The sequence below is a fragment of the Burkholderia sp. L27(2015) genome, assembly GCF_009765705.1.
Lineage (GTDB): Bacteria > Pseudomonadota > Gammaproteobacteria > Burkholderiales > Burkholderiaceae > LMUX01.
On sequence record NZ_LMUX01000017.1, the window covers coordinates 551,692 to 571,437 of the forward strand.

Here is a 19,746-nt window from a genome sequence, read left to right on the forward strand (position 1 = left end):
GACTGAGCGATTAGTCCATCAACTTGTCGAGCGTGATCGGAAGGTCGCGCACCCGTTTGCCTGTCGCATGGTAGACGGCGTTTGCGATCGCGGCAGCCAAGCCGGTAATACCGATCTCGCCTATGCCGCGCGCGCCGAACTCGTTGAGTTCGAAATCGGGGTAGTCGAGCAGGATCACTTCGAGCTCGGGCTGGTCCGCATGCACCGGCACCACATATTCGGCGTAGTTATTGTTGGTCGGCACGCCAGTGCGCTCGTCGTATTCGGTCCCTTCGAACAGCGCCATGCCTATCCCCATCACGATGGCGCCTTCGACCTGATTGCGCGACATCATCGGATTGATCGCTCGACCGACATCGATCGCGCTGACCACACGCGATACCCGCAAGCGCGAAATACCCGGGTCCCAACGCACTTCGGCGAAATGCGCGCCGAATGAACTGAACGAGAACTTGCCGCTGGGTGCGCCCGGCGTGTGAGCGTGGCCATCGGCCGCGGCTAAGTTCAGTTGGTTCAGGATTCGTGCGAAATCGACTGACTGCTCGCCGTGGATCAGGCGCCCGCCTGCAAGCGTCAGGTCCTCCGGCCGTGCCCCGGCAAAATAGCCGTCGCTCTGCGTGGCGAAGGTCTTCAGTTGTTCGATGGCCGTGCGCGCCGCTTGCGCGATAGCCGGCAACACGCTGGCCGTGGCCCATGAACCACCGGACAGCGTCGAATCCGGAAACGAGGAATCGCCCAGCTTCACCTCGATACGCTCGAACGGCAACCCGGTCAGACTGGCGATGGTCTGCGCGGCAATCGTATACGTGCCAGTCCCGATGTCCTGGACGGCGCACGTCACACACACGGTTCCATCTGCCTTGAGCGCAACGCGTGCTTCGGAAGGCGTACGGAAGGCGTCCCAGTTGCAGGCAGCCATTCCGTAACCGATGATTTCCTCCCCCTCACGCATCGCGCCGATAGCGGGGTTGCGCTTCGCCCAGCCAAAGGCCGCAGCACCTTGCTCGCACGCTTCGCGCAAGTGGTTGCTCGACCATGGCAGATTGGTGCTCTCATCGCGCTCGGAGATATTGAGCAAATGGAACGCCAGCGTATCCATTCCCGCCGCAATCGCCAGTTCGTCCACGGCACACTCCAGCGCAAATAATCCAGGGGCCGCGCCCGGTGCGCGCATCGAGGTCGGTGTGCCGCGGTTCACCTCGATGGTCTCGTGGCTGACCAGCACGTTCGCGCATGAGTACAAGCTGCTCGACATGCCGCCGCACGTCTCGACGTACTTATCGGTAAACGACGTGGTGTTGATCGATTCGTGTCGCACCGACACCAGCCGACCGTTGGCGTCCGCCGCGAGCCGCAAGTGCTGCCGCGTCTCGGGTCGATGCCCGGTAGTCGTGAACATCTCGCTGCGCGGCACCACCAGTTTCACCGGCCGGCCGATTTCGCGCGCTGCCGCACAAGCCGCTACCGCATGCGGCCATGCCCATAACTTGCTGCCGAAACCGGAGCCGATAAACGGCGCTTGAACGATGACACGCTCGGGCGACAGCCCGAAGATATTCGCCAACGTATTGCGGTGTACGGTAACGCCTTGCGATGCCTCGAAAACGTGCAACTCGTCGTCTTCCTGAGCGCCGTCCTTAGCGCTCACCCAGCGCGCCACGGTGGCATGCATTTCCATCGGATTATGCGTTTCGACCGGCGTGGTATATACCGCGTCGACTCGATAAGGCGCGGCGTCGAAGGCCGGCTGCGGCTCGCCGCGTTCGTGGCCACTTCCGCCATTGCGCGCATCATGCGCGGCCAAGCCTTGGGCGAGATTTGCGACCGCCTGCTTTTTTTCGTAATGCACCTTGACCTTGAATGCCGCCTCGCGCGCATGCTCGAAGGTATCGGCGACGACCAGCGCGACGAATTGCCCCGCGTAGTACACGGTGGCGTCTTCGAAAGGCAAGCGATGTTCGTCCACTATGGAAGCGGTCAGGATCCGGTCGAACGAAAGCGGCAACTTCGGCACGCGATAAAGACGCGAGCAATGCTCGTGATGAAAAATATCGATGACACCCGGCGACTTGCGTGCCTCATCCAATTCCATTTCGACGATGACGCCGCTTGCGATCGTGCTGAACACGCCATACGCATGGACCATTCCGTCCGGATGTTGGTCGGCCGTGTAGCGTGCCGCGCCCGTCACCTTGAGGCGGCCATCCACGCGGCGTATTGGGGCGCCGATGATCTGTTCACTCATGCTGTTCTCTCCATTGGATGCGCGGGGCCGTCGGGTCGCACTGTCAACTCAGGCCCTCGACTCAAGGCCCCGATTCAAGCCATCCTCAACTCAAACCATCACCTCGTCAGCGACAAGAGATTGCGCACGATGGCCTGCTGCGCCAGTGCGATCTTGTAGCCGTTGTGCGCGTACGCCACCGCGCCCTGAAGCGCGACTTGCGCCGCATCGGAAAAAGCGTCCCGCGTGGCCGGCCGGCCCTTGAGCGCAAGCTCCGCATGCTTCGCGCGCCACGGTTTAGTGGCCACGCCGCCCAAGGCTATGCGCACGTCCTGTATCGCGCCGTCCGCCGTCACGACGATCACGGCGCTCGACGCCAGCGCGAATTGATACGAAGCGCGGTCACGGAGTTTCAAATAGGCCGACTTGCTGGAGCGTAGCGGCGCATCGAGCGTGATATGCGTGATCAACTCATCGTCGGCTAGCGCATGCTCCTTCCATGGCGTATCGCCCGGAGCCAAGTGGAAATCGAGGAAATCGATCTCACGCGTGCCTTGCGGACCTTGCACGCTGACGGTGGCGCCGATGGCGGCCATCGCGACGCACATATCCGACGGGTGAGCGGCGATGCATCGCTTACTCGTACCGAGAACGGCGTGCACGCTGCGGTTTTGCCCATCGATCGCGGCGCAACCCGACCCCGGCTCGCGCTTCTCGCACGGCGACACACCGTCGCGAAAGTAGCCGCAGCGCACCCGCTGCATGACATTGCCGCCCGTGGTGGCTTTGTTGCGCAATTGCGTGGTGGCACCGGAGAGCAGCGCTTCGGAAAGGACCGCGTAATCTGCGCGGATGGTCGGGTGGTAGGCCAGCGTGGTGTTGCTGACCATCGCGCCGATGCGCACGCGCCCGTCTGCCAAGGTTTCGATTTGGTCGAACGCCAAGCGATGGATATCGATTACGCTAGGCGGGCGCATGATGTCGATTTTCATCAAGTCGAGCAGCGTAGTGCCACCGGCGAGAAATGCCGCACCGCGGGTTTGCGCATGGGTCGCAATCGCCTGATCGGGATTGGCCGCGCGGAAATAATCGAAGTTGCGCATCAGACGGCCCTCCCCGTCTTGCGCGCCGACTGGATGGCCGCAACGATATTCTTGTAGGCGCCGCAGCGGCAAATATTACCGCTCATCGCTTCTCGTACCGATGCGTCGTCGCTCTCGATACGGGCATCCTTGAGTATCGCCACGGCGCTCATCACCTGGCCCGCCGTACAGTAGCCGCACTGATACGCATCGTGCTCCCAGAACGCTTCCTGCACAGGATGCAATTCGCCGTTGCGCTCCAGCCCTTCCACGGTAGTGATTTCGTCGCCGTCGTGCATGATCGCCAGCGACAGGCACGAATTGATTGCGACGCCGTTCACATGCAGCGTGCATGCGCCGCACTGACCGTGGTCGCACCCTTTCTTGGTGCCGGTCAGCCCGAGCTGGTCGCGCAGCACGTCCAGCAGCACCGCATTGGGCGTTACGCGCAAACGCCGCTCTACGCCATTCACCATCAGTTGCAAGTCACTGGTGCCGGCAGCCTCGATGCATGAACCGGCAGCGCATGAGCCGGTGGGAGGATGCTTGTCGCTTGGATTATTCATTTGAATGCCCTCTTCAAAGCCAGTGCCCAATATACCCCGTTCAAACCGACGTTGTGCGTCAGCCTTTTGTCAGCGGCCGGTCTTTTTTGCCGATCTGGGCTGGCGCGGTGCACTGCTGCGTTGTGCCGGCGTACGCACGGCGAGCGGCCGCTCATCGGGAATCTCGTTGTGCGGATTGCGCTTCTTGAGGAAGTCGATAAACACGCGCAATTTGGCCGGCATGCTTTGGCGATTGAAGAAATAAAGATAGAGGCCTTCGGTCGGGCACCAGTCTTCGAGCACCTTGACCAGATGACCGCCTTTCTGGAAGCGCTCGACGTACTCGTCGTACAGGTAGGCAAGCCCTACGCCATCCAGCGCGGCCTGCAATACCAGTATCGAATCGTTGGACGTCAAGCGCCCTTTTACGGCCACGTCTTTGCGACGCCCATTTTTCTCGAGGCGCCACGGGTACACCGTCCCGGCGCTGACGGTACGGAAATTGATGCAGTCGTGTGCAGCCAGATCGGAAGGCGTGCGCGGTATGCCTTTGCGTGACAGGTAGTCGGGCGACGCCACGATCGCCACGCGCAGCTCGGGCTTGATCGGCACCACCAGCATGTCCTTCTCCAGCACGTCGCCAAAGCGTATGCCCGCGTCGAACCCCTGGCTGACGATATCGGTCAGGCCATTGTCGATGACAATCTCAAGACTGATGTCGGGATAGACGTCGAGGAACTCCCGCAAAACCGGTTCTATCAGCAACACGCTCGCGCTGCGCGGCATGTTCAGCCGTAATGCGCCGGCGGGCCGGTCTGCCGAGCGCGTCACCTGATGCACCGCGCTTTGCAGTTCGCCCATCAGCGGGCCGACTCGCTCCAGCAGTTCGGCGCCCGCCTCCGTAAGACTCACGCTGCGCGTGGTGCGGTGGAACAGCCGCACCTCGAGTTTGGCTTCGAGCTGCCGGATCGCATGACTCATTGCCGACGGCGAGATCCCCAGCACGCTCGCGGCGGCCGTGAAACTACGCGCCTCGGCTACGCGTATGAAAGCTGCCAGTCCGCCAAGTCCGCTTAATCCGTCTAGTTCCATTATGCAATTTTGTTTCAAAGGGTGTGAACATTATAGGCGTTGTTTTGCACAATCGCCGGTCGTAAGATTGATCCTGCAAACAGGACCTGCAACATCGCATCATCCACTTTCGAGGAACGTCTTATGTCCACTTCCCAAAACAACGCCATCAACAAACCAGTCTGGTTCATCACCGGATGTTCGACCGGTTTCGGCCGGGAGCTCGCCCGCCACACACTCAGCCTCGGTTACCCGACCGTGGTTACGGCGCGCAATATCGAACAGATCAAAGACATTGCGGTCGGTTTTGAGGCGAACGCTCTGCTGCTTACGCTCGATGTCACGCGGCCTGAGCACATTGCCGCTGCGGTCAAAGCCGCCGAAGAGAAATTCGGTCGCATCGATGTACTGGTCAACAACGCGGGTATCGGCTATTTCGGTTCGATCGAAGAAAGCGATATGAGTGAAGTGCGCAAGATGTTCGACATCAACGTCTGGGGCCTGAGCGACATGACGCGTGCGGTATTGCCGGGATTGCGCCGGCGCCGCAGCGGCACGATCGTCAATGTTTCGTCGATAGGCGGGATCGCGGCCTTTCCTTCGGTGGGCTTTTATAACGCCACGAAATTCGCGGTCGAGGCGCTGTCTGAATCGTTGTCGCAGGAAGTCGCGCCGCTGGGCATCAAGGTGCTGCTGGTCGAACCGAGCGCATTTCGTACCGATTGGGCCGGCCGCTCGGCCAATGAGGCCCCGCACTCGATCGCGGACTATGACAGCACAGCCAAGGCTCGCGCCGACATGATCCGCGGTTATAGCGGCAAGCAGCCGGGCGACCCGGTTCGTGCCGCGGCCGCAATCGTCAAGGCCGTCGAAGCGAAGGATCCGCCGCTGCGGCTGTTGCTGGGCAAAGCCGCGTTGGCCGGCGCACGCAACAAGGTGGAAGCGTTGCGCAAGGACTTCGAGGGATGGGCCGAAGTATCGGAAGGGGCGGATTTCCCGACGTAATTGCCGACGTAATATGCAGCGCACTTACCCGTGCGCTGCCCCACGCAATATGCCGCTCAGTGTCCCGCTACAGCAGCCGCGCTTGCATCGGCCTTGGCTGGTTTGGTAAGCCAGATGAACGGGATGATGACGATGAAGACCATGGCCGATAACCAGAAGATGTCATTGAGCCCCAACATCGCAGCCTGAGCGTTCAGGCTGCTTTCAAAGAACGCCATCGCCTGGTCGGTGCTGCCACCCAATGTGGTCTGCAACGATTTGATCGCCTCGACGTAGAACGGATTATTGGGGCTCGCCTGTTCGATCAGCCGAGCGTGATGCAGGATGGTGCGATCATTCCAACCGGTGCTGAACAGCGAGGTGCCGACCGCGCCCGCGAATATCCGCGCAAAATTCGACAGGCCTGCCGCCGCCGGGATCTTTTCCGGTGGCAACCCCGACAAGATGATGACAGTCAACGGTACAAAGAACAAAGCCATCGGGATGCCTTGCAGCAGAGTCGGCAGCACCAGCGTCCAGGTATCGACGCCCGTCGTATACCACGAGCGCATCAGGAACACGATAGCAAAGCCGATAAACGCCATCGTTGCAAGAATGCGCGCGTCGGACTTCGGTACGATTTTCCCCATTACCGGCGCGAGTATCACCGCAAAAACGCCCAGCGGCGCCGTGACCAGGCCCGCATCCACGGAGCGGTATCCGAGGTATTGTTGCATCCATGTCGGCAACAGCACCAAGTTGGCAAAGAACACCGCATACGCCACCGAGATCGCCACCGTACCGCCGCTGAAATTGCGACCGGCAAACAAACGAAGATCGATGATCGGATTTTTCTCCGTCAACTCCCAGATCACGAACGCTACAAAGCCGAGCAACGCGACCAACCCGAGCACCACGATAGTCGGCGAACTAAACCAGTCGAGGTCTTTGCCTTTGTCCAGCATGATCTGCAGCGATGCAACCCAGGTGATCAGCAAACCGAGTCCGACCTTATCGATCGACAGTTTCACGGCGGCCGTTTCACGCGTGCGATAGATCATCCACGTTACGCCGGCCGCGAAGATGCCCACCGGTATGTTGATGTAGAAGATCCAGGACCAGCTGTAGCTGTCGGTCATCCATCCGCCCAGCGCGGGGCCCACAATCGGGCCGACCGTCGCGGTCATCGCCCACAACGCCAACGCGGTCGAGCTCTTGGATTTCGGATAGGAGCTGAGCAGAATCGCTTGCGACAGCGGAATCAGAGGTCCGGCCATTACGCCTTGCAGTACTCGGGCGCCAAGCAGTATCGGCAGCGTCGGCGCGATGCCGCACAGCCATGACGAGAGCGTGAACAAGAGAATCGCGCCCACGAACAACTTGATTTGGCCGACCCGACGCGTAAGCCATCCCGTCAGCGGAATAGACACGGCGTTGGCCGCAGCGAACAGCGTAATGACCCAGGTGCCTTCATCCACCGACACGCCAAGATTGCCGGAGATCGTCGGGATCGCCACGTTGGCGATCGACGAATCGAGCACGGTCATGAAAGTGGCGAGCGCAACCGCCAGCGTGGCGAGAACCAGCTTGCCGCCGGTCAGCGGCGGTGGTGGCGACGGTGGTGGCGACGGTGGTGATGACGGCACGGCAGTAGTTGATGACGGATTCATGTCGTCTCCTCGAGATTAGCCGGCGGTCCGGGTTGCGTCGTGCTTGAGCGCAACTTTGGCCACCACGTTCTGCGCGATGATGTGCGCGATTTCCGCGTCGGCCTGGTCGCCATAACGAGCGAAGACATCTGTGGAGTAAGTCGTGTTTTGAGCGGCGCCGAGTTGGGTGCCGGACTGGTCGTGCGTATCGACATCGACCTCCATCGACAAACCGATGCGCAATGGGTGAGCTTGCAGTTCGGCCTGATCGATCAGAATCCGTGCGGGCAATCGTTGCACGACCTTGATCCAATTCCCCGTCGCGTTTTGCGCCGGCAACACCGCGAACGCGCTGCCGGTCCCCGCTGAAAATCCCTCTACGTGGCCGTGATACTTCACGCTCGTTCCATACGCGTCGGCGCTAAGCGTAACGGCCTGGCCGATGCGCATTTTCCGCAGTTGGTTTTCCTTGAAATTCGCGTCTATCCAGACACCGTTGAGCGGCACAATCGCCATGAGCGGTGTGCCTGGCGCCACACGTTGTCCAACCTGGACAGAACGCCGCGCAACATAGCCTGTAACCGGCGCCGGCAACGTGTTGCGCGCATACGTAAGGTAAGCGTCGCGAACCTTGGCCGCCGCGGCGATCACGTTCGGGTGGTCCGCTACGGTGGTGCGATCGGTCAATGCGTGATTGGACGCCGCTTGCTGACGTGCTGCGTCGTATGCGGCCTGGGCCGTTTTCACCGCGTCGCGTGCATGGGCGAGGTCTTCACCCGACACCGCCCCGGTGTTGGCGACGGCAACGCGCCGGCGCAAGTCGTCGCTGGCCCGAGCCAGATCGGCCTCGCGCTCGGCCACCGCTGCGGCGTAGAAATCATTGTTCACGTACAAGCTGCTGACTTGGCGCACCGTCTGACCCAGTGCCGCTTCCGCGTTCGAGAGCGCGATCTTGGAGTCGGCCGGGTCCAGCATAACGACGGGGTCGCCGGCCTTCACGATCTGTGTATCGTCGGCGTTGACTGCGATGACCGTGCCGACCACGAGCGGCGTCAATTGCACGAGATTGCCGTCGACATAGGCGTCGTCGGTGTCTTCATGGTAGCGCGCATAAGTCATGTAATAAGCGCCGAACGCAACCGCCGCGACAACAGTACCAAGCCCGAGCAATGCGAACAACATCTTGCGGCGGCTTGGCGGTGCGTCCTTGCCTTGCGGTGCGATTGCGGTGACTGCGGGATCGGCTGGGTCTTTTGAGCGAGCCGATGTGTTGACCTGGGTCATGACGTTTACCTCGGGAAAATGGATGGATTTAAGTGAATGGATTTGGCGAATTCGCGGTGCGTTCGCGTTGCCTTATTCAGCAGCAGGAACAGCCGGGGCGCGCGTCGCCGCGTGCACTGCTGGAAGGCGAGCGGCGTCATCGGCGCCCTGCGCGTCATGCGCACTGCGCGCGTCATGATCCGGGCTGCTTGCCGCGGTGGTACTGGACACATCACTGAACCCGCCGCCCAGCGCCGCCGCCAGTGCAATCTGTTCATCGCGACGGCTCATGCGCAGGTTCGTCACTTCTTCTTCGCTGCTCAGCGCGTCGATGTCGGCCGACAGAACCGTCAACTGGTTGGTCAAACCGCCCTTGTATTGAATGATCGCGAGATCGTAAGCGCTGCGCGATTGTTCTTCGGCAACTTGTGCAGTAACCAGTTGCTCATCGGTCGAGCGGATTTGTGCAACCTGGGTCGCAACTTCCGACAGCGAAGAAATCAACGTTTGGTTATAAGTCGCGACCGCCGAATCGAACTCGGCGTACTGCCCTTTCAAATTCGCACGCAACGCGCCGCCATCGAAGATCGGCAGATGGATCGCCGCACCCGCCGATTGCGACCGGCTCGCTGTGGTCAAGAACCGACCGGCGCCAAACGCGTCGAGCGCAGTCGTCGCGCTCAAATTGACGTCGGGGTAAAACTCCGCCTTCGCCGACTTCACGTCATGCGTGAGCGCATCGACGTGCCAACGGGCTGCGACGATATCGGGGCGGCGGCTCACCAAGTCGGCAGGCAGATCGTCGGGCAAACGAACCGGCTCGCCAACGCCCAAGGTGGGGCGCGTAATCTGGAGGCCACGGTCGGGCCCGGCGCCCAGCAGCGCGGCAAGCTGATAGCGCGTGGTAACAATGCTGCCGTCCAGCGCGGACAAATTGGTCTGGCTGGTGGCCAGCTTGGCATTCGCGATGCGGCGCTCGACGTCGGTGTCCAGGCCCGTCGCGATCCGCCCTGCGGTAATGCGATCGAACTGCTGGCGTTGTTGCACCTCACGCTGGGCAATATCGCGAAGCGCATAAAGGCGCGCAAGCTGGTTATAGGTACGCGTGATGGATTCGGTCAACGTCAGCTTCACGACCTCCGACTCAGCCTCGCTGCGCTGCACTTCCGACAGGGACGCTTTGAGCGCCTCGCGGTTCTTGCCCCAGAGATCCAGGTCGTAGGACGCGCTCAACACGGCTTGATTTTCAGTCTGCCAGGAGCCCCCATAGGGCGGCGGGACCGCCGCGTTGGCACTATAACGCTGGCGAGTCTCCGATGCGCTCGCGTCGACCTTGGGCAGCGTGTTCGCCCGTGCGCCTTCACTGAACGCCGCGGCGGCAGCCACGCGTGCACGTGCCTGGTCCAGCGTGGGGCTGTTTTTCAAGGCTTCAGCGAGTATCGCTTTGAGCTGGGCATCGCCAAATTGATCGGCCCAGTCAGGATTCGGCCAATGTCCGCCTTCGGAAGGCAGACTTTGCGTGGTCTGGAACGTGTGCGCGCTGTCTATGTGTTGCGCGCTATGGATGCCGGAATAGTTGGCGCAGGCACCGAGAACCGCGGCACACACGAGGGAAACGCTGAACTTGGCGGACCAGGCACTCAGCTTCCGGATATTTATTTGCTTATTCATTTTCTGACTCGTCAGATAAATTGATAAAAAAAAGCCAGATTCAGGCTTCCACCATTTTGTTAAGCAAGCGGTGGAGTTCTTCGAACTCTTGCCCGCTGAAATTCCGGAAGAGCGGATTGAGCACGTTCAGCGCTATGTCGGGGATGCGAGTCCCTAATGCCACACCGGTTTCGGTCAGATGCAGATTGACGACGCGCCGGTCTTCCACACTCCGTACCCGCGCCAGCAGCCCTTGTTTCTCCAGCTTGTCGAGCATGCGCGTCATGAGACCCGTATCGATACCCAACAACTTCGACAATTCGAACGGCGTGCTCGCAGCGCCGCGACTCATCGTCAACACGATGCCCATTTGCTGACTCGTAACGCCCTCTTCTTTCAAAGCGGCATCCATTTTCGCCAGCAACATATTCCGGGCTTTGTTCAACGAAAGTCCGATGCTCTCTTTCGAGAGGAAGGTTTCTCTGGTGTAGTGCTCCACGGCTTTTCTCCAATCGTTGCAAACAATATATCTGACAAGTCAGATACTGTCAATAGATTTTTTGCGACGTGGGCGTGTAGGGGTGATGGGGTGCCATTGCACCCCAGTTAACGCGGTTCGGGCCTGGGGATGTTTAGTGCAGCTCCGTGCCTATGCGATTGCGCGGGCCCAGGATGTTGATCAGATTCCCCTCGGGGTCACGAATCATGGTCGAGCGTCTATCGTCGGCCAATTGCTGGTCGGCCCAGATCATCTCCACCTTGTTTTCGACCAGAAAAGCGGTCGTGGCCGGCAGATTGTCGGTTTCGAGCACCAGCGCCTTCCATCCGAGCACATTCAGATGATCGGGCGGCATGGTTCGATCGACTTGCCGATGTTGCTCCGCAGCCTGCGAAACCAGTTCCAGTCGCAGACCATCGCTTTCGATCAAAGCGTAGTCCGCGCCGACGACGTCGAATCGGCCTCGTTCCGCAACGGTGAAGCCAAGCACGTTTTCGTACCAGTCGATCATGATATCCAGGCTGGCGACGGCAAGCGCCAAGTTATGCAAGCGCAGCTTGCCACCGGGGTGTCGATGATTGTTTGGCATACGTTTTCCTTAAGCGGGAGGTACTTGAATTGCAGATCGAAGCGATCTTCACATGCGGTGCGAAGAGATGGACCTTCGTCAACAACGAGTCGTCGAATGACCATTCGGATGATCTCCGACGACTCGTTGTTGATGACCGTTGCCGGCTCGCAATATCCGAGAGCCAGAGCGGTGACGCGACCATTCAATACCGGGTCGGCGTGAGTATAAACTAGCATGCCGAATTGATCGTGTCAGGCACGGCGCCCAAGCGTAATAATGTTTTACAACGGGCTCATACCGCCGTGGATGATGATTTCAGTGGCTCACTAGCTTGGCCACTTGCGTCACTCATTTGCGTCACTCATTTGCGTCAATTTGTCGCGGTTAATTTAATCAAGTTCCCCCGATCCAGGCCGACAATATAAAAGCAATCCGCGTTAATACTTATATCGACCTGGGACCGCCCTACCCCTATGAAACTTACTTTTGTACAAAAGCTCTGGCTACCTCTGATCCTGAGTTTGCTGTGCCTGACCGGAATCTCGGTCTATAACGCATATCGGACCAGAGATATCCGGCTGGAAGAGCGTAAGGCCGACTTGATGCACGCGGCGGAAATCGCCTTGACGGTGGTCAAGACCTTCGGCGACCAGGCGGCGGCCGGTTCGATGTCCGAGGCACAAGCTCAACAACTGGCCATGAACGGCGTTCGAAATATTCGATATGGCACCGAGGGCTATTTCACGATTCTCAATTCACAGATAGTCCTGATGCAACCGACCAATCCGGGAATGGTCGGCAAGGATATCGACGGGTTCAAGGATCCGAACGGCGTCTATTTCTTCAGGGAAGCGGTGGCTCTGGCCAAACGAGACGGCAGGGGTTTTCGCAGGTTTGCGTTTCCAAGACCGGGGGAAACCGAAGCCGCGCCGAAACTGGCCTACGACATTTCCTATCAGCCCTGGGATTGGATTTTGACGACCGGCGTGTATGTCGATGACATCGACGCCGCATTCCGCGCTACGCTGTATCAAAGTCTCGCTATTCTGCTGGCACTGGCCGGTGCGCTATCGGCGATCGTCGTGATGCTCAACCGCGGCATCCTTCGCGAACTGGGCGGCGAGCCATCCTATGCCGCCAAGATTGCCTACCAGATCGCCGACAACGATTTTACCGAGGTGGTCAAAACGGCACCGCACGACCGCTCCAGCCTGCTGTTTTCGATGAAGCGCATGCAGGAACAACTCACGAAAACCATACGCACGATCAAAAATTCAGCCGACTCGATCGCCACGGTCACCCATCAGATTGCGGCGGGCAACACCGATCTGTCGCAGCGTACCGAGGAGCAGGCCGCGTCACTTGGAGAAACCGCATCGAGCATGGAGCAGTTGACCACCACGGTGCGCCACAATGCGGATAACGCGCAACAAGCGAGCACGCTGGCCGACCAGGCATCGCAAACCGCCCAGCGTGGCGGCGAATCGGTGGGTCGCGTCGTTGAAACGATGCACGGAATCTCCGAGAGCTCGGTCAAGGTTGCCGAGATCATCAGCGTGATCGAAGGCATTGCGTTTCAGACCAATATCCTTGCACTCAATGCCGCTGTCGAAGCCGCCAGAGCGGGCGAGCAGGGCCGCGGCTTTGCCGTGGTCGCCAGCGAAGTCCGCACGCTGGCACAACGCAGCGCGATGGCAGCCAAGGAAATCAAGGATCTGATCGGGGAATCGGTGAGCCGGGTGGCTGCCGGCTCCAAACTGGTTGAGGAAACGGGCAGCACGATCAGAGAAATCGTCCAGTCGGTGAAACGCGTGACCGACATCGTGAACGAAATTTCTTCAGCGTCGCAGGAACAACGCACCGGTATCGAACAGGTCAACCAGGCAGTCAGCCAGATGGACCAAGTCACTCAACAGAATGCCGCATTGGTTGAACAAGCTTCGGCAGCCGCGCATTCAATGGCCGAACAAGCTCAGGCACTACGGGCGGCCGTGACCGTTTTCAAGGTCGACGATAGTGAGCCGGCGAACGAATCTGTCGCACCGAGGAGATTCGGCTGACGCGGCCTACCGCCCTCCCGAAACAGGCACGATGGCGGCCGTTACGTAGGAGGCTGCCGACGACACGAGCCACGACACGCACTGCGCCACCTCTTGAGGATAGCCGGCACGCCCCATGGGAATAGACGGCGCCATTTTTTCCACACGATCGGGCCGGCCGGCGGCCGCGTGAATTTCCGTATCGATCAAGCCGGGCGCGACCGCGTTCACGCGGATCCCCTCGAGCGCCACCTCCCGCGCGAGACCCAGCGTCAGCGTATCGATCGCGCCTTTGCTCGCCGCGTAATGCACCCACTCGCCGGATCCGCCGATTTGCGAAGCGCGCGATGAGATGTTCACGATGCTGCCACCGCGTCCGCCATGTTGCGTCGACATGCGCCTGACCGCTTCCCGCGAACATAAAAAAGCGCCGATCACGTTCACGCCGAATACCTGCGTCAGCGCTTTGGAAGAAATCTGATCCAGCCGGCTGAACCCACCGGTGATGCCGCCGTTATTGACCAATACCGAGAGCGTTCCCAGTTGGGCATCCACGGCTTGGAACAGCGCCTCGACATCGGCTTCGTTCGAAACGTCGGCACGAAACAGCGCGGCCCGGCCTCCAGAGCGGATGATCTCGGCGACCGTATGTTCGGCCGCGGCCTTGTTATCGGTGTAGCTGATCGCTACGTGATAGCCGTCACGGGCAAGGCTGTGGGCGATAGCCGCCCCGATTCCCCGACCGCCTCCTGTCACGATCGCGACTGTGTTCCCCTGGCTCATTGCGTTGCTCTCCCAATCGGTGGTCATTGATTATTCTTAACTTCAGGCGCGTCTGCATTATTACGTATTTGGTACTCTCTTAGTATTGCAGCCATCGGCTACGCAGGCGCCGCACGCGGCTGTGCACGATTCGGGGATCCAGGCATGAGCTACAACGAGACCATCAGGTACAGGACTTACCGCTTCGACGACCTGAAGACCTTGCTGGCAAAGGCGAGCCCATTGCGCTCCGGCGACCAACTGGCGCAGCTTACCGCCGCGACTGAAGAAGAGCGCGTCGCGGCAAAAATGGCACTGGCCAACGTCCCTTTACGCACGTTCTTGAACGAAGCGCTGATTCCGTACGAAGACGACGAAGTCACCCGCTTGATCGTCGACGATCATAGCCCGGCCGCCTTCGCCGAGATCTCGCATCTCACAGTGGGCGATTTCCGCAACTGGCTGCTCAGTGATACGACCGATACCGCAGCACTCATCCGTATCGCCGCGGGTCTTACCCCCGAGATGGTCGCGGCCGTGTCCAAGCTCATGCGCAACCAGGACCTGATCCTCGCGGCGAAGAAACGGCCTGTGGTCACGCGCTTTCGCAATACGGTCGGACTGCCGGGGCATATGTCGGTGCGCCTGCAGCCTAACCATCCAACCGACGATGTGAAAGGCATCGCGGCCTCGATGCTCGACGGCCTGCTGTATGGTTGCGGCGACGCCATGATAGGCATCAACCCCGCCTCCGATAATCTCGCGGCCATCACCACATTGCTCGTCATGGTCGACGATTTTCGCCAGCGCTACGACGTGCCCACGCAATCGTGCGTGCTCACGCATGTCACCAACACGATCGCCGCGATCGAGCAAGGCGCGCCTGTCGACCTTGTGTTTCAGTCGATCGCGGGTACCGAGCAGGCCAATGCCGGCTTTGGCATTTCGCTGGCGCTGCTTCAAGAGGCTTATGAAGCCGCTTTGTCGTTAAAGCGCGGCACTGTCGGCCAGAATTTGATGTATTTCGAAACCGGCCAAGGCAGCGCCCTATCGGCGAATGCGCATCATGGCGTCGACCAGCAAACCTGCGAGGTACGCGCTTATGCGGTTGCGCGCAAGTTCAATCCCTTCCTGACCAACACCGTGGTCGGCTTTATCGGGCCGGAATATCTATACGACGGCCGTCAGATTATCCGCGCCGGCTTGGAGGATCATTTCTGCGGCAAGCTGCTCGGCGTGCCGATGGGCTGTGACATCTGCTATACAAACCATGCAGAGGCGGACCAGGACGACATGGATAATCTGCTGACCTTGCTCGGTGTCGCCAATGTGAACTTCATCATGGGCGTGCCCGGCGCAGACGACGTCATGCTGAACTATCAAAGCACATCGTTCCATGACGCGCTCTATGTCCGCGAAGTGCTGAACCTGCGGCGTGCACCGGAGTTCGAGGCGTGGCTGGAGGCGATGCGGATTGTCGATAGTCGCGGCGCCCTCCTCAGGCAAACTACGCAGCAGCCGTTACTTGCGGCGGCACTTGCGGGTACGCAGAAGGAAGCGCCGGAATGCACCGATAGCGCAGCAGGCAAATCATGACCCAAGCCGAATCCGCGCACGACCCGATCGCAACATCGAATCCGAGCGACGCCGACCCGTGGGAGGCACTGCGCCGCTTCACCCAGGCGCGCATCGCCTTGGGGCGCGCGGGCAACAGCCTGCCGACCGCACCGCTGCTGGCTTTCGAACTTGCCCATGCGCAAGCGCGCGACGCAGTCCATCAACCGCTCGATACCTCCGCCCTGCACCAAGCGCTGCACGACGCAGGCTTCGAGACGCTCGACGCATCGAGTGCTGCGCCGGATCGCGATCACTATTTGCGGCGGCCCGACTTGGGCCGCGCGCTGGACGCCGAGAGCGCGGCGCGGCTCGCCGATCACGCGAGCACGACAGCTGATGCACCGGATGTGGTGTTCGTAGTCGCCGACGGACTTTCGGCGTTTGCCGCGGCCCGGCACGCAGTGCCGCTGCTTGAGGCTGTGCGCGCCAAGCTAACCGGTAGCCGCATCGGCCCGGTCGTGGTGGCGCGTCAGGCGCGCGTTGCGCTAGGTGACGGTATCGGCGCACTGCTACGTGCGCGGATCGTCGTCGTGCTGATCGGTGAGCGGCCCGGACTCAGTTCGCCTGACAGCCTCGGTATCTATCTGACTTACGAACCGCGCATCGGTCGAACCGACGCCCAACGCAATTGCATTTCCAACGTGCGTCCAGAAGGATTGAGTTATGACGCTGCGGCGCACAAGCTTCATTACCTGCTGACCGAGGCTCGGCGTTTGTCCCTGACCGGTATCGCGTTGAAAGACCACAGCGACGCACTGCTCGCAGGGCCGAGTACGGCGCCCGTTTGACGATTCGATTGACGATGCAATGACCGCTACGGCTGGTTCGAATAGTAGCGAGCGGCGGCATCGATTTCGGCCGGCGTCATTTGACGCGCCACGTTGCGCATCTGTCCGCTGATATCGTTATGACGTGTGCCGGTCGCGAACGCGTCGAGTTCCACACGAAGGTAAACTGACGACTGGCCCTCGAGCCAGGGGCTACCGGCCTTGTCACTCAAACCGCCATGACACGACGCACACGGCGCGATATTGCGCATGGGCGACCCGCTCATGACCACCGAGGGCGACGGTTCAGCCGATGGCGGATGATAGGCGCTCAAGCGCGGCAGGTACGCGTAATACGCGGCCAGATCCTTCATGTCCTGCTCGCCGAGATTGACCATCAGCGGCGCCATGATGGCGCTTTTTCTCGCGCCGGTCTTGAAGTCTTGTAGTTCCTTGTAGATCGATGTGGCGTATTGCCCCGCGAGATTGGGCGTGTTGGCGTCGCTGATGCCCTGCACGCCGTGGCACATCGTACAGCGCAACGACAGAGTTGCCCCACGTCCGATCGACAGCGCGCTCGGCTTCGCCAGCATGTCGGGCACCACGATAACGGTGCTGGTATTCATCGTGGATGCGACCGGCGTGCTTCTATCCCAGACTTGCGGCACGCCTGCTGCGCTGCAGATCGCATTCCAGAGCCCCTCGAATTGAGCATCCTTTTGCACCGACGGCAACCACACAAAACCGACGAGCGCCGCGAATATGAACAGCAGCACGGTCGCGCTCACGCTCGCCACGAACCAGGGGTTGCGTCGGGAAAAAAGCGGTTCAACAGACATCATTGCGCTCCTATCCGTATAGCCGGCACCGACGTTTCCGGCAAGCCGACGAGTTGCGCGATCGGGTAGCCGTAATTCGCCACGGTCAATCCGATCATCAGCGCAACCCACAGGCTGATGCTATTCAACGCAACCGGCACCGACTTGACTTCATGGATGGGCGAACTGAACCGGTAAGCCGCCGGCGTGACTTTCGCGCTCAGGTGGCCCCGAATCAACACGATAAAGAACAAGATGGCCGACACCACCAGTATCGCGCCGCCGATAACCGAAAGCACCACGGAGAACGCCTCGGGCGCAATCGCAGGATCGCTGTAATCGAAGTAGGCCATGCGCCGCGGCATGCCGAGAATACCCACGTAATGCCACGGAAAGGTCAGTACGATCATGCCGACAAACCATAGCCAGAGCTGGGCTCTCATCAAGCGCACGCTAGCCAGCACTCGGCCCGTCAGGTGAGGCCAGAGATCGTAAGCGATCGCAAAGTACATGATGACGATCGCGCCCGCGAAGATCAGATGAAAGTGTCCCGTGATCCATTGCGTGTTATGGATCGTGGAGTCCATCTGGTAGCTCATGTTGATGATGCCGCCGGCTCCACCGAAACCGAGCATCACGAACGAGAACGCAGTCGCCAACATGACGGGCCTATCCCACGGCAACGCTTTGACCCAGCCGAACGGGCCCCGGCCACCCCGCAGGCGACTGGCGATCTCGGCCGATGCGCAAATCGTGAAAATGGTCAGCAGCGTCGGTATCGTCACCAGTGCGGTGAATACCGAGTGTACGAACTTGAACCCCGAACCCACCTGAGGATCGGCGAACAAGTGGTGAATACCGATAGGCATCGATACCACCAGGAACAGGATGAAGGAGATGCGCGCCATCGAATCGCTGTAGAGGCGCCCGCCGATTGCGCGCGGAAATATCGTGTAGTAGGCGATATAGGCTGGCACCAGCCAGAAGTAAACGATGGCGTGCAGCGTCCACGAGAAGAATACTCTGGCCAGTCCCGCATCGATCGTCGACGTGAAGCCGAGCGCGACCGGTAATATCTGGAACAGGATTTCGACCGCCGCGCCCACCGCCGTCCAGCCCCACAAGCAGGCTCCGGCAACGTTGGCGAACATGGCGAGCGGCACGGGGCGACCCGGGTTTTCACGCTTCCAGATACGCATGTTGATCAACATCAGCGCAACCCAGACCCACGAGCCCACGACCACCAGCACGACACCGATGTAGTAAAACGGGTTGCCTACCATCGGCGGATAGAAGGTGTACAAGACCGAGGCTAGGCCCATCGACACCGGCACCATCGCCGTGACGGCGCCCACCGCCAGCAAACCGAAGCCGAGCCACGCCCATCGGCGCCCCACCAGCGGCTTGTTCAACGACAATTCGGTTATCGCGTAGCCGAATCCCATCGCGACCAGCGTCGGGAACACATAGCCCATCACCGTGCCGTGCGCGGTCACCGATCGGTAGTAGATTTCCGGATTCTGCAACCACGCATGCAGCGGACTGCGTATATACATCTGCCATTCGCCGAGCAACAGCGCGAGGCCGAAGGTTGCAAACGCCAGCCAGAAGTGAGCGAGAACGAGTCGTTTGCTATTGAACACAGCTGAGCCTCCGTGCCGTCGAAGCCATTTTGTAGAACGCGGATTTTTCAATCACCTTCAGGTGCGCCCACATACCCTCATGTCCGACGCCACAAAATTCGTGGCAGGGCATCAGATGCTCACCCGGTTTGTCGAACGTCGTCTTGAACGTCGAGATATAGCCCGGCTCGAGCATGGTATTGACGTTGGTGTCCATGATCAGGAATCCGTGCACGACGTCGGCGCTGGTCGCCCGGAAAGTAATGGGCGTGTCGGCCGGAACCAATATGCATTGAGGCGTGAACGAGTATTGCTGGGCAATCACGCGTGTCGTGACCGAACCGTCGGGATCCACGCCACTGCCCAGGTTGCTCTCGACAAATTCGCCCGATATATGCAAGGTGGTCGGGTTGATCGTTTCCACACGCGATGGAGGCATGACGGCCCAATGCAGGCTGGTGAAAATCACGATCGCGACGAGCACCGCAATGATGCCGGTCATGAACATGGCCCAGCGTCGCTCGACACGTACGGCAATGTCTGAGTCGTCGCTAGGATCGGGAACGGAAGACGCCGGCATGGG

General features: G+C 60.2%; 17 protein-coding genes. 4 read left to right on the forward strand and 13 right to left on the reverse strand.

The genetic code is table 11. The annotated features are described in order from the left end of the window. Window positions 1-10: 10 nt before the first annotated feature. From GSQ77_RS16005 to GSQ77_RS16020, 4 genes are all read right to left on the reverse strand, one after another. Complete coding sequence (locus GSQ77_RS16005) at window positions 11-2,245, reverse strand: xanthine dehydrogenase family protein molybdopterin-binding subunit (protein WP_158903714.1); 2,235 nt, start codon at window positions 2,243-2,245, stop codon at window positions 11-13. 98 nt (window positions 2,246-2,343) lie between these two features. Next, the gene (locus GSQ77_RS16010) at window positions 2,344-3,327 is read right to left on the reverse strand and encodes a xanthine dehydrogenase family protein subunit M (protein WP_158903715.1); all 984 of its coding nucleotides are present in this window, start codon (window positions 3,325-3,327) and stop codon (window positions 2,344-2,346) included. Continuing rightward, a complete protein-coding gene (locus tag GSQ77_RS16015; RefSeq protein WP_158903716.1) occupies window positions 3,327-3,872 on the reverse strand; it encodes a (2Fe-2S)-binding protein in 546 nt (181 codons plus the stop codon). The genes GSQ77_RS16010 and GSQ77_RS16015 overlap by 1 nt, the downstream gene beginning before the upstream one ends. Before the next feature lie 69 nt (window positions 3,873-3,941). Next, window positions 3,942-4,943, reverse strand: coding sequence for a LysR family transcriptional regulator (locus GSQ77_RS16020; RefSeq protein WP_158903717.1), 1,002 nt, complete (start codon window positions 4,941-4,943; stop codon window positions 3,942-3,944). Window positions 4,944-5,066: 123 nt separating this feature from the next. Here GSQ77_RS16020 and GSQ77_RS16025 point away from each other — a divergent pair, with 123 nt between their 5' ends. After that, the gene (locus GSQ77_RS16025) at window positions 5,067-5,927 is read left to right on the forward strand and encodes an oxidoreductase (protein ID WP_158903718.1); all 861 of its coding nucleotides are present in this window, start codon (window positions 5,067-5,069) and stop codon (window positions 5,925-5,927) included. 56 nt (window positions 5,928-5,983) lie between these two features. On the opposite strand, the gene GSQ77_RS16030 is transcribed toward GSQ77_RS16025, so the two are convergent. The 5 genes from GSQ77_RS16030 to GSQ77_RS16050 form a co-directional block, all read right to left on the reverse strand. Continuing rightward, window positions 5,984-7,576 (reverse strand): DHA2 family efflux MFS transporter permease subunit, encoded by a 1,593-nt coding sequence (locus tag GSQ77_RS16030; RefSeq protein WP_158903719.1) that lies wholly within the window; start codon window positions 7,574-7,576, stop codon window positions 5,984-5,986. Window positions 7,577-7,591: 15 nt separating this feature from the next. After that, entirely contained in the window at window positions 7,592-8,839 is a 1,248-nt protein-coding gene (locus GSQ77_RS16035; RefSeq protein ID WP_158903720.1) for an HlyD family efflux transporter periplasmic adaptor subunit, read from the reverse strand. Window positions 8,840-8,911: 72 nt separating this feature from the next. After that, window positions 8,912-10,489, reverse strand: a complete 1,578-nt coding sequence (locus GSQ77_RS16040; RefSeq protein ID WP_158903721.1) for an efflux transporter outer membrane subunit — start codon at window positions 10,487-10,489, stop codon at window positions 8,912-8,914. 40 nt (window positions 10,490-10,529) lie between these two features. Further along, complete coding sequence (locus GSQ77_RS16045; protein WP_158903722.1) at window positions 10,530-10,967, reverse strand: MarR family winged helix-turn-helix transcriptional regulator; 438 nt, start codon at window positions 10,965-10,967, stop codon at window positions 10,530-10,532. Window positions 10,968-11,100: 133 nt separating this feature from the next. After that, window positions 11,101-11,556, reverse strand: a complete 456-nt coding sequence (locus GSQ77_RS16050) for a VOC family protein (protein ID WP_158903723.1) — start codon at window positions 11,554-11,556, stop codon at window positions 11,101-11,103. Window positions 11,557-12,011: 455 nt separating this feature from the next. Here GSQ77_RS16050 and GSQ77_RS16055 point away from each other — a divergent pair, with 455 nt between their 5' ends. After that, a complete protein-coding gene (locus tag GSQ77_RS16055) occupies window positions 12,012-13,598 on the forward strand; it encodes a methyl-accepting chemotaxis protein (protein ID WP_158903724.1) in 1,587 nt (528 codons plus the stop codon). Between the two features lie 6 nt (window positions 13,599-13,604). On the opposite strand, the gene GSQ77_RS16060 is transcribed toward GSQ77_RS16055, so the two are convergent. Beyond that, entirely contained in the window at window positions 13,605-14,387 is a 783-nt protein-coding gene (locus tag GSQ77_RS16060; RefSeq protein WP_254067650.1) for an SDR family oxidoreductase, read from the reverse strand. 117 nt (window positions 14,388-14,504) lie between these two features. Here GSQ77_RS16060 and GSQ77_RS16065 point away from each other — a divergent pair, with 117 nt between their 5' ends. Both GSQ77_RS16065 and eutC read left to right on the forward strand, forming a co-directional pair. Further along, window positions 14,505-15,935, forward strand: a complete 1,431-nt coding sequence (locus GSQ77_RS16065) for an ethanolamine ammonia-lyase subunit EutB (RefSeq protein ID WP_158903725.1) — start codon at window positions 14,505-14,507, stop codon at window positions 15,933-15,935. After that, window positions 15,932-16,744, forward strand: a complete 813-nt coding sequence (gene eutC, locus GSQ77_RS16070) for an ethanolamine ammonia-lyase subunit EutC (RefSeq protein WP_158903726.1) — start codon at window positions 15,932-15,934, stop codon at window positions 16,742-16,744. Before GSQ77_RS16065 ends, eutC begins: the two co-directional genes overlap by 4 nt. A 26-nt stretch (window positions 16,745-16,770) precedes the next feature. On the opposite strand, the gene GSQ77_RS16075 is transcribed toward eutC, so the two are convergent. From GSQ77_RS16075 to GSQ77_RS16085, 3 genes are read right to left on the reverse strand one after another with little or no spacing between them, the layout of a single operon-like run. Then, a complete protein-coding gene (locus GSQ77_RS16075; protein WP_158903950.1) occupies window positions 16,771-17,562 on the reverse strand; it encodes a c-type cytochrome in 792 nt (263 codons plus the stop codon). Further along, window positions 17,562-19,184 (reverse strand): b(o/a)3-type cytochrome-c oxidase subunit 1, encoded by a 1,623-nt coding sequence (locus GSQ77_RS16080; protein WP_158903727.1) that lies wholly within the window; start codon window positions 19,182-19,184, stop codon window positions 17,562-17,564. Before GSQ77_RS16080 ends, GSQ77_RS16075 begins: the two co-directional genes overlap by 1 nt. Beyond that, the gene (locus GSQ77_RS16085) at window positions 19,174-19,743 is read right to left on the reverse strand and encodes a cytochrome C oxidase subunit II (protein ID WP_158903728.1); all 570 of its coding nucleotides are present in this window, start codon (window positions 19,741-19,743) and stop codon (window positions 19,174-19,176) included. Before GSQ77_RS16085 ends, GSQ77_RS16080 begins: the two co-directional genes overlap by 11 nt. Window positions 19,744-19,746: the final 3 nt, after the last annotated feature.

Excerpts from the sequence above, each read along its gene's own strand:
- GSQ77_RS16005 (WP_158903714.1), bottom strand. The coding sequence starts at position 2,245 with ATGAGTGAACAGATCATCGGCGCCCCAATACGCCGCGTGGATGGCCGC.
- GSQ77_RS16010 (WP_158903715.1), bottom strand. The coding sequence starts at position 3,327 with ATGCGCAACTTCGATTATTTCCGCGCGGCCAATCCCGATCAGGCGATT.
- GSQ77_RS16015 (WP_158903716.1), bottom strand. The coding sequence starts at position 3,872 with ATGAATAATCCAAGCGACAAGCATCCTCCCACCGGCTCATGCGCTGCC.
- GSQ77_RS16020 (WP_158903717.1), bottom strand. The coding sequence starts at position 4,943 with ATGGAACTAGACGGATTAAGCGGACTTGGCGGACTGGCAGCTTTCATA.
- GSQ77_RS16025 (WP_158903718.1), top strand. The coding sequence starts at position 5,067 with ATGTCCACTTCCCAAAACAACGCCATCAACAAACCAGTCTGGTTCATC.
- GSQ77_RS16030 (WP_158903719.1), bottom strand. The coding sequence starts at position 7,576 with ATGAATCCGTCATCAACTACTGCCGTGCCGTCATCACCACCGTCGCCA.
- GSQ77_RS16035 (WP_158903720.1), bottom strand. The coding sequence starts at position 8,839 with ATGACCCAGGTCAACACATCGGCTCGCTCAAAAGACCCAGCCGATCCC.
- GSQ77_RS16040 (WP_158903721.1), bottom strand. The coding sequence starts at position 10,489 with ATGAATAAGCAAATAAATATCCGGAAGCTGAGTGCCTGGTCCGCCAAG.
- GSQ77_RS16050 (WP_158903723.1), bottom strand. The coding sequence starts at position 11,556 with ATGCCAAACAATCATCGACACCCCGGTGGCAAGCTGCGCTTGCATAAC.
- GSQ77_RS16055 (WP_158903724.1), top strand. The coding sequence starts at position 12,012 with ATGAAACTTACTTTTGTACAAAAGCTCTGGCTACCTCTGATCCTGAGT.
- GSQ77_RS16060 (WP_254067650.1), bottom strand. The coding sequence starts at position 14,387 with ATGACCACCGATTGGGAGAGCAACGCAATGAGCCAGGGGAACACAGTC.
- GSQ77_RS16065 (WP_158903725.1), top strand. The coding sequence starts at position 14,505 with ATGAGCTACAACGAGACCATCAGGTACAGGACTTACCGCTTCGACGAC.
- eutC (WP_158903726.1), top strand. The coding sequence starts at position 15,932 with ATGACCCAAGCCGAATCCGCGCACGACCCGATCGCAACATCGAATCCG.
- GSQ77_RS16075 (WP_158903950.1), bottom strand. The coding sequence starts at position 17,562 with ATGTCTGTTGAACCGCTTTTTTCCCGACGCAACCCCTGGTTCGTGGCG.
- GSQ77_RS16085 (WP_158903728.1), bottom strand. The coding sequence starts at position 19,743 with ATGCCGGCGTCTTCCGTTCCCGATCCTAGCGACGACTCAGACATTGCC.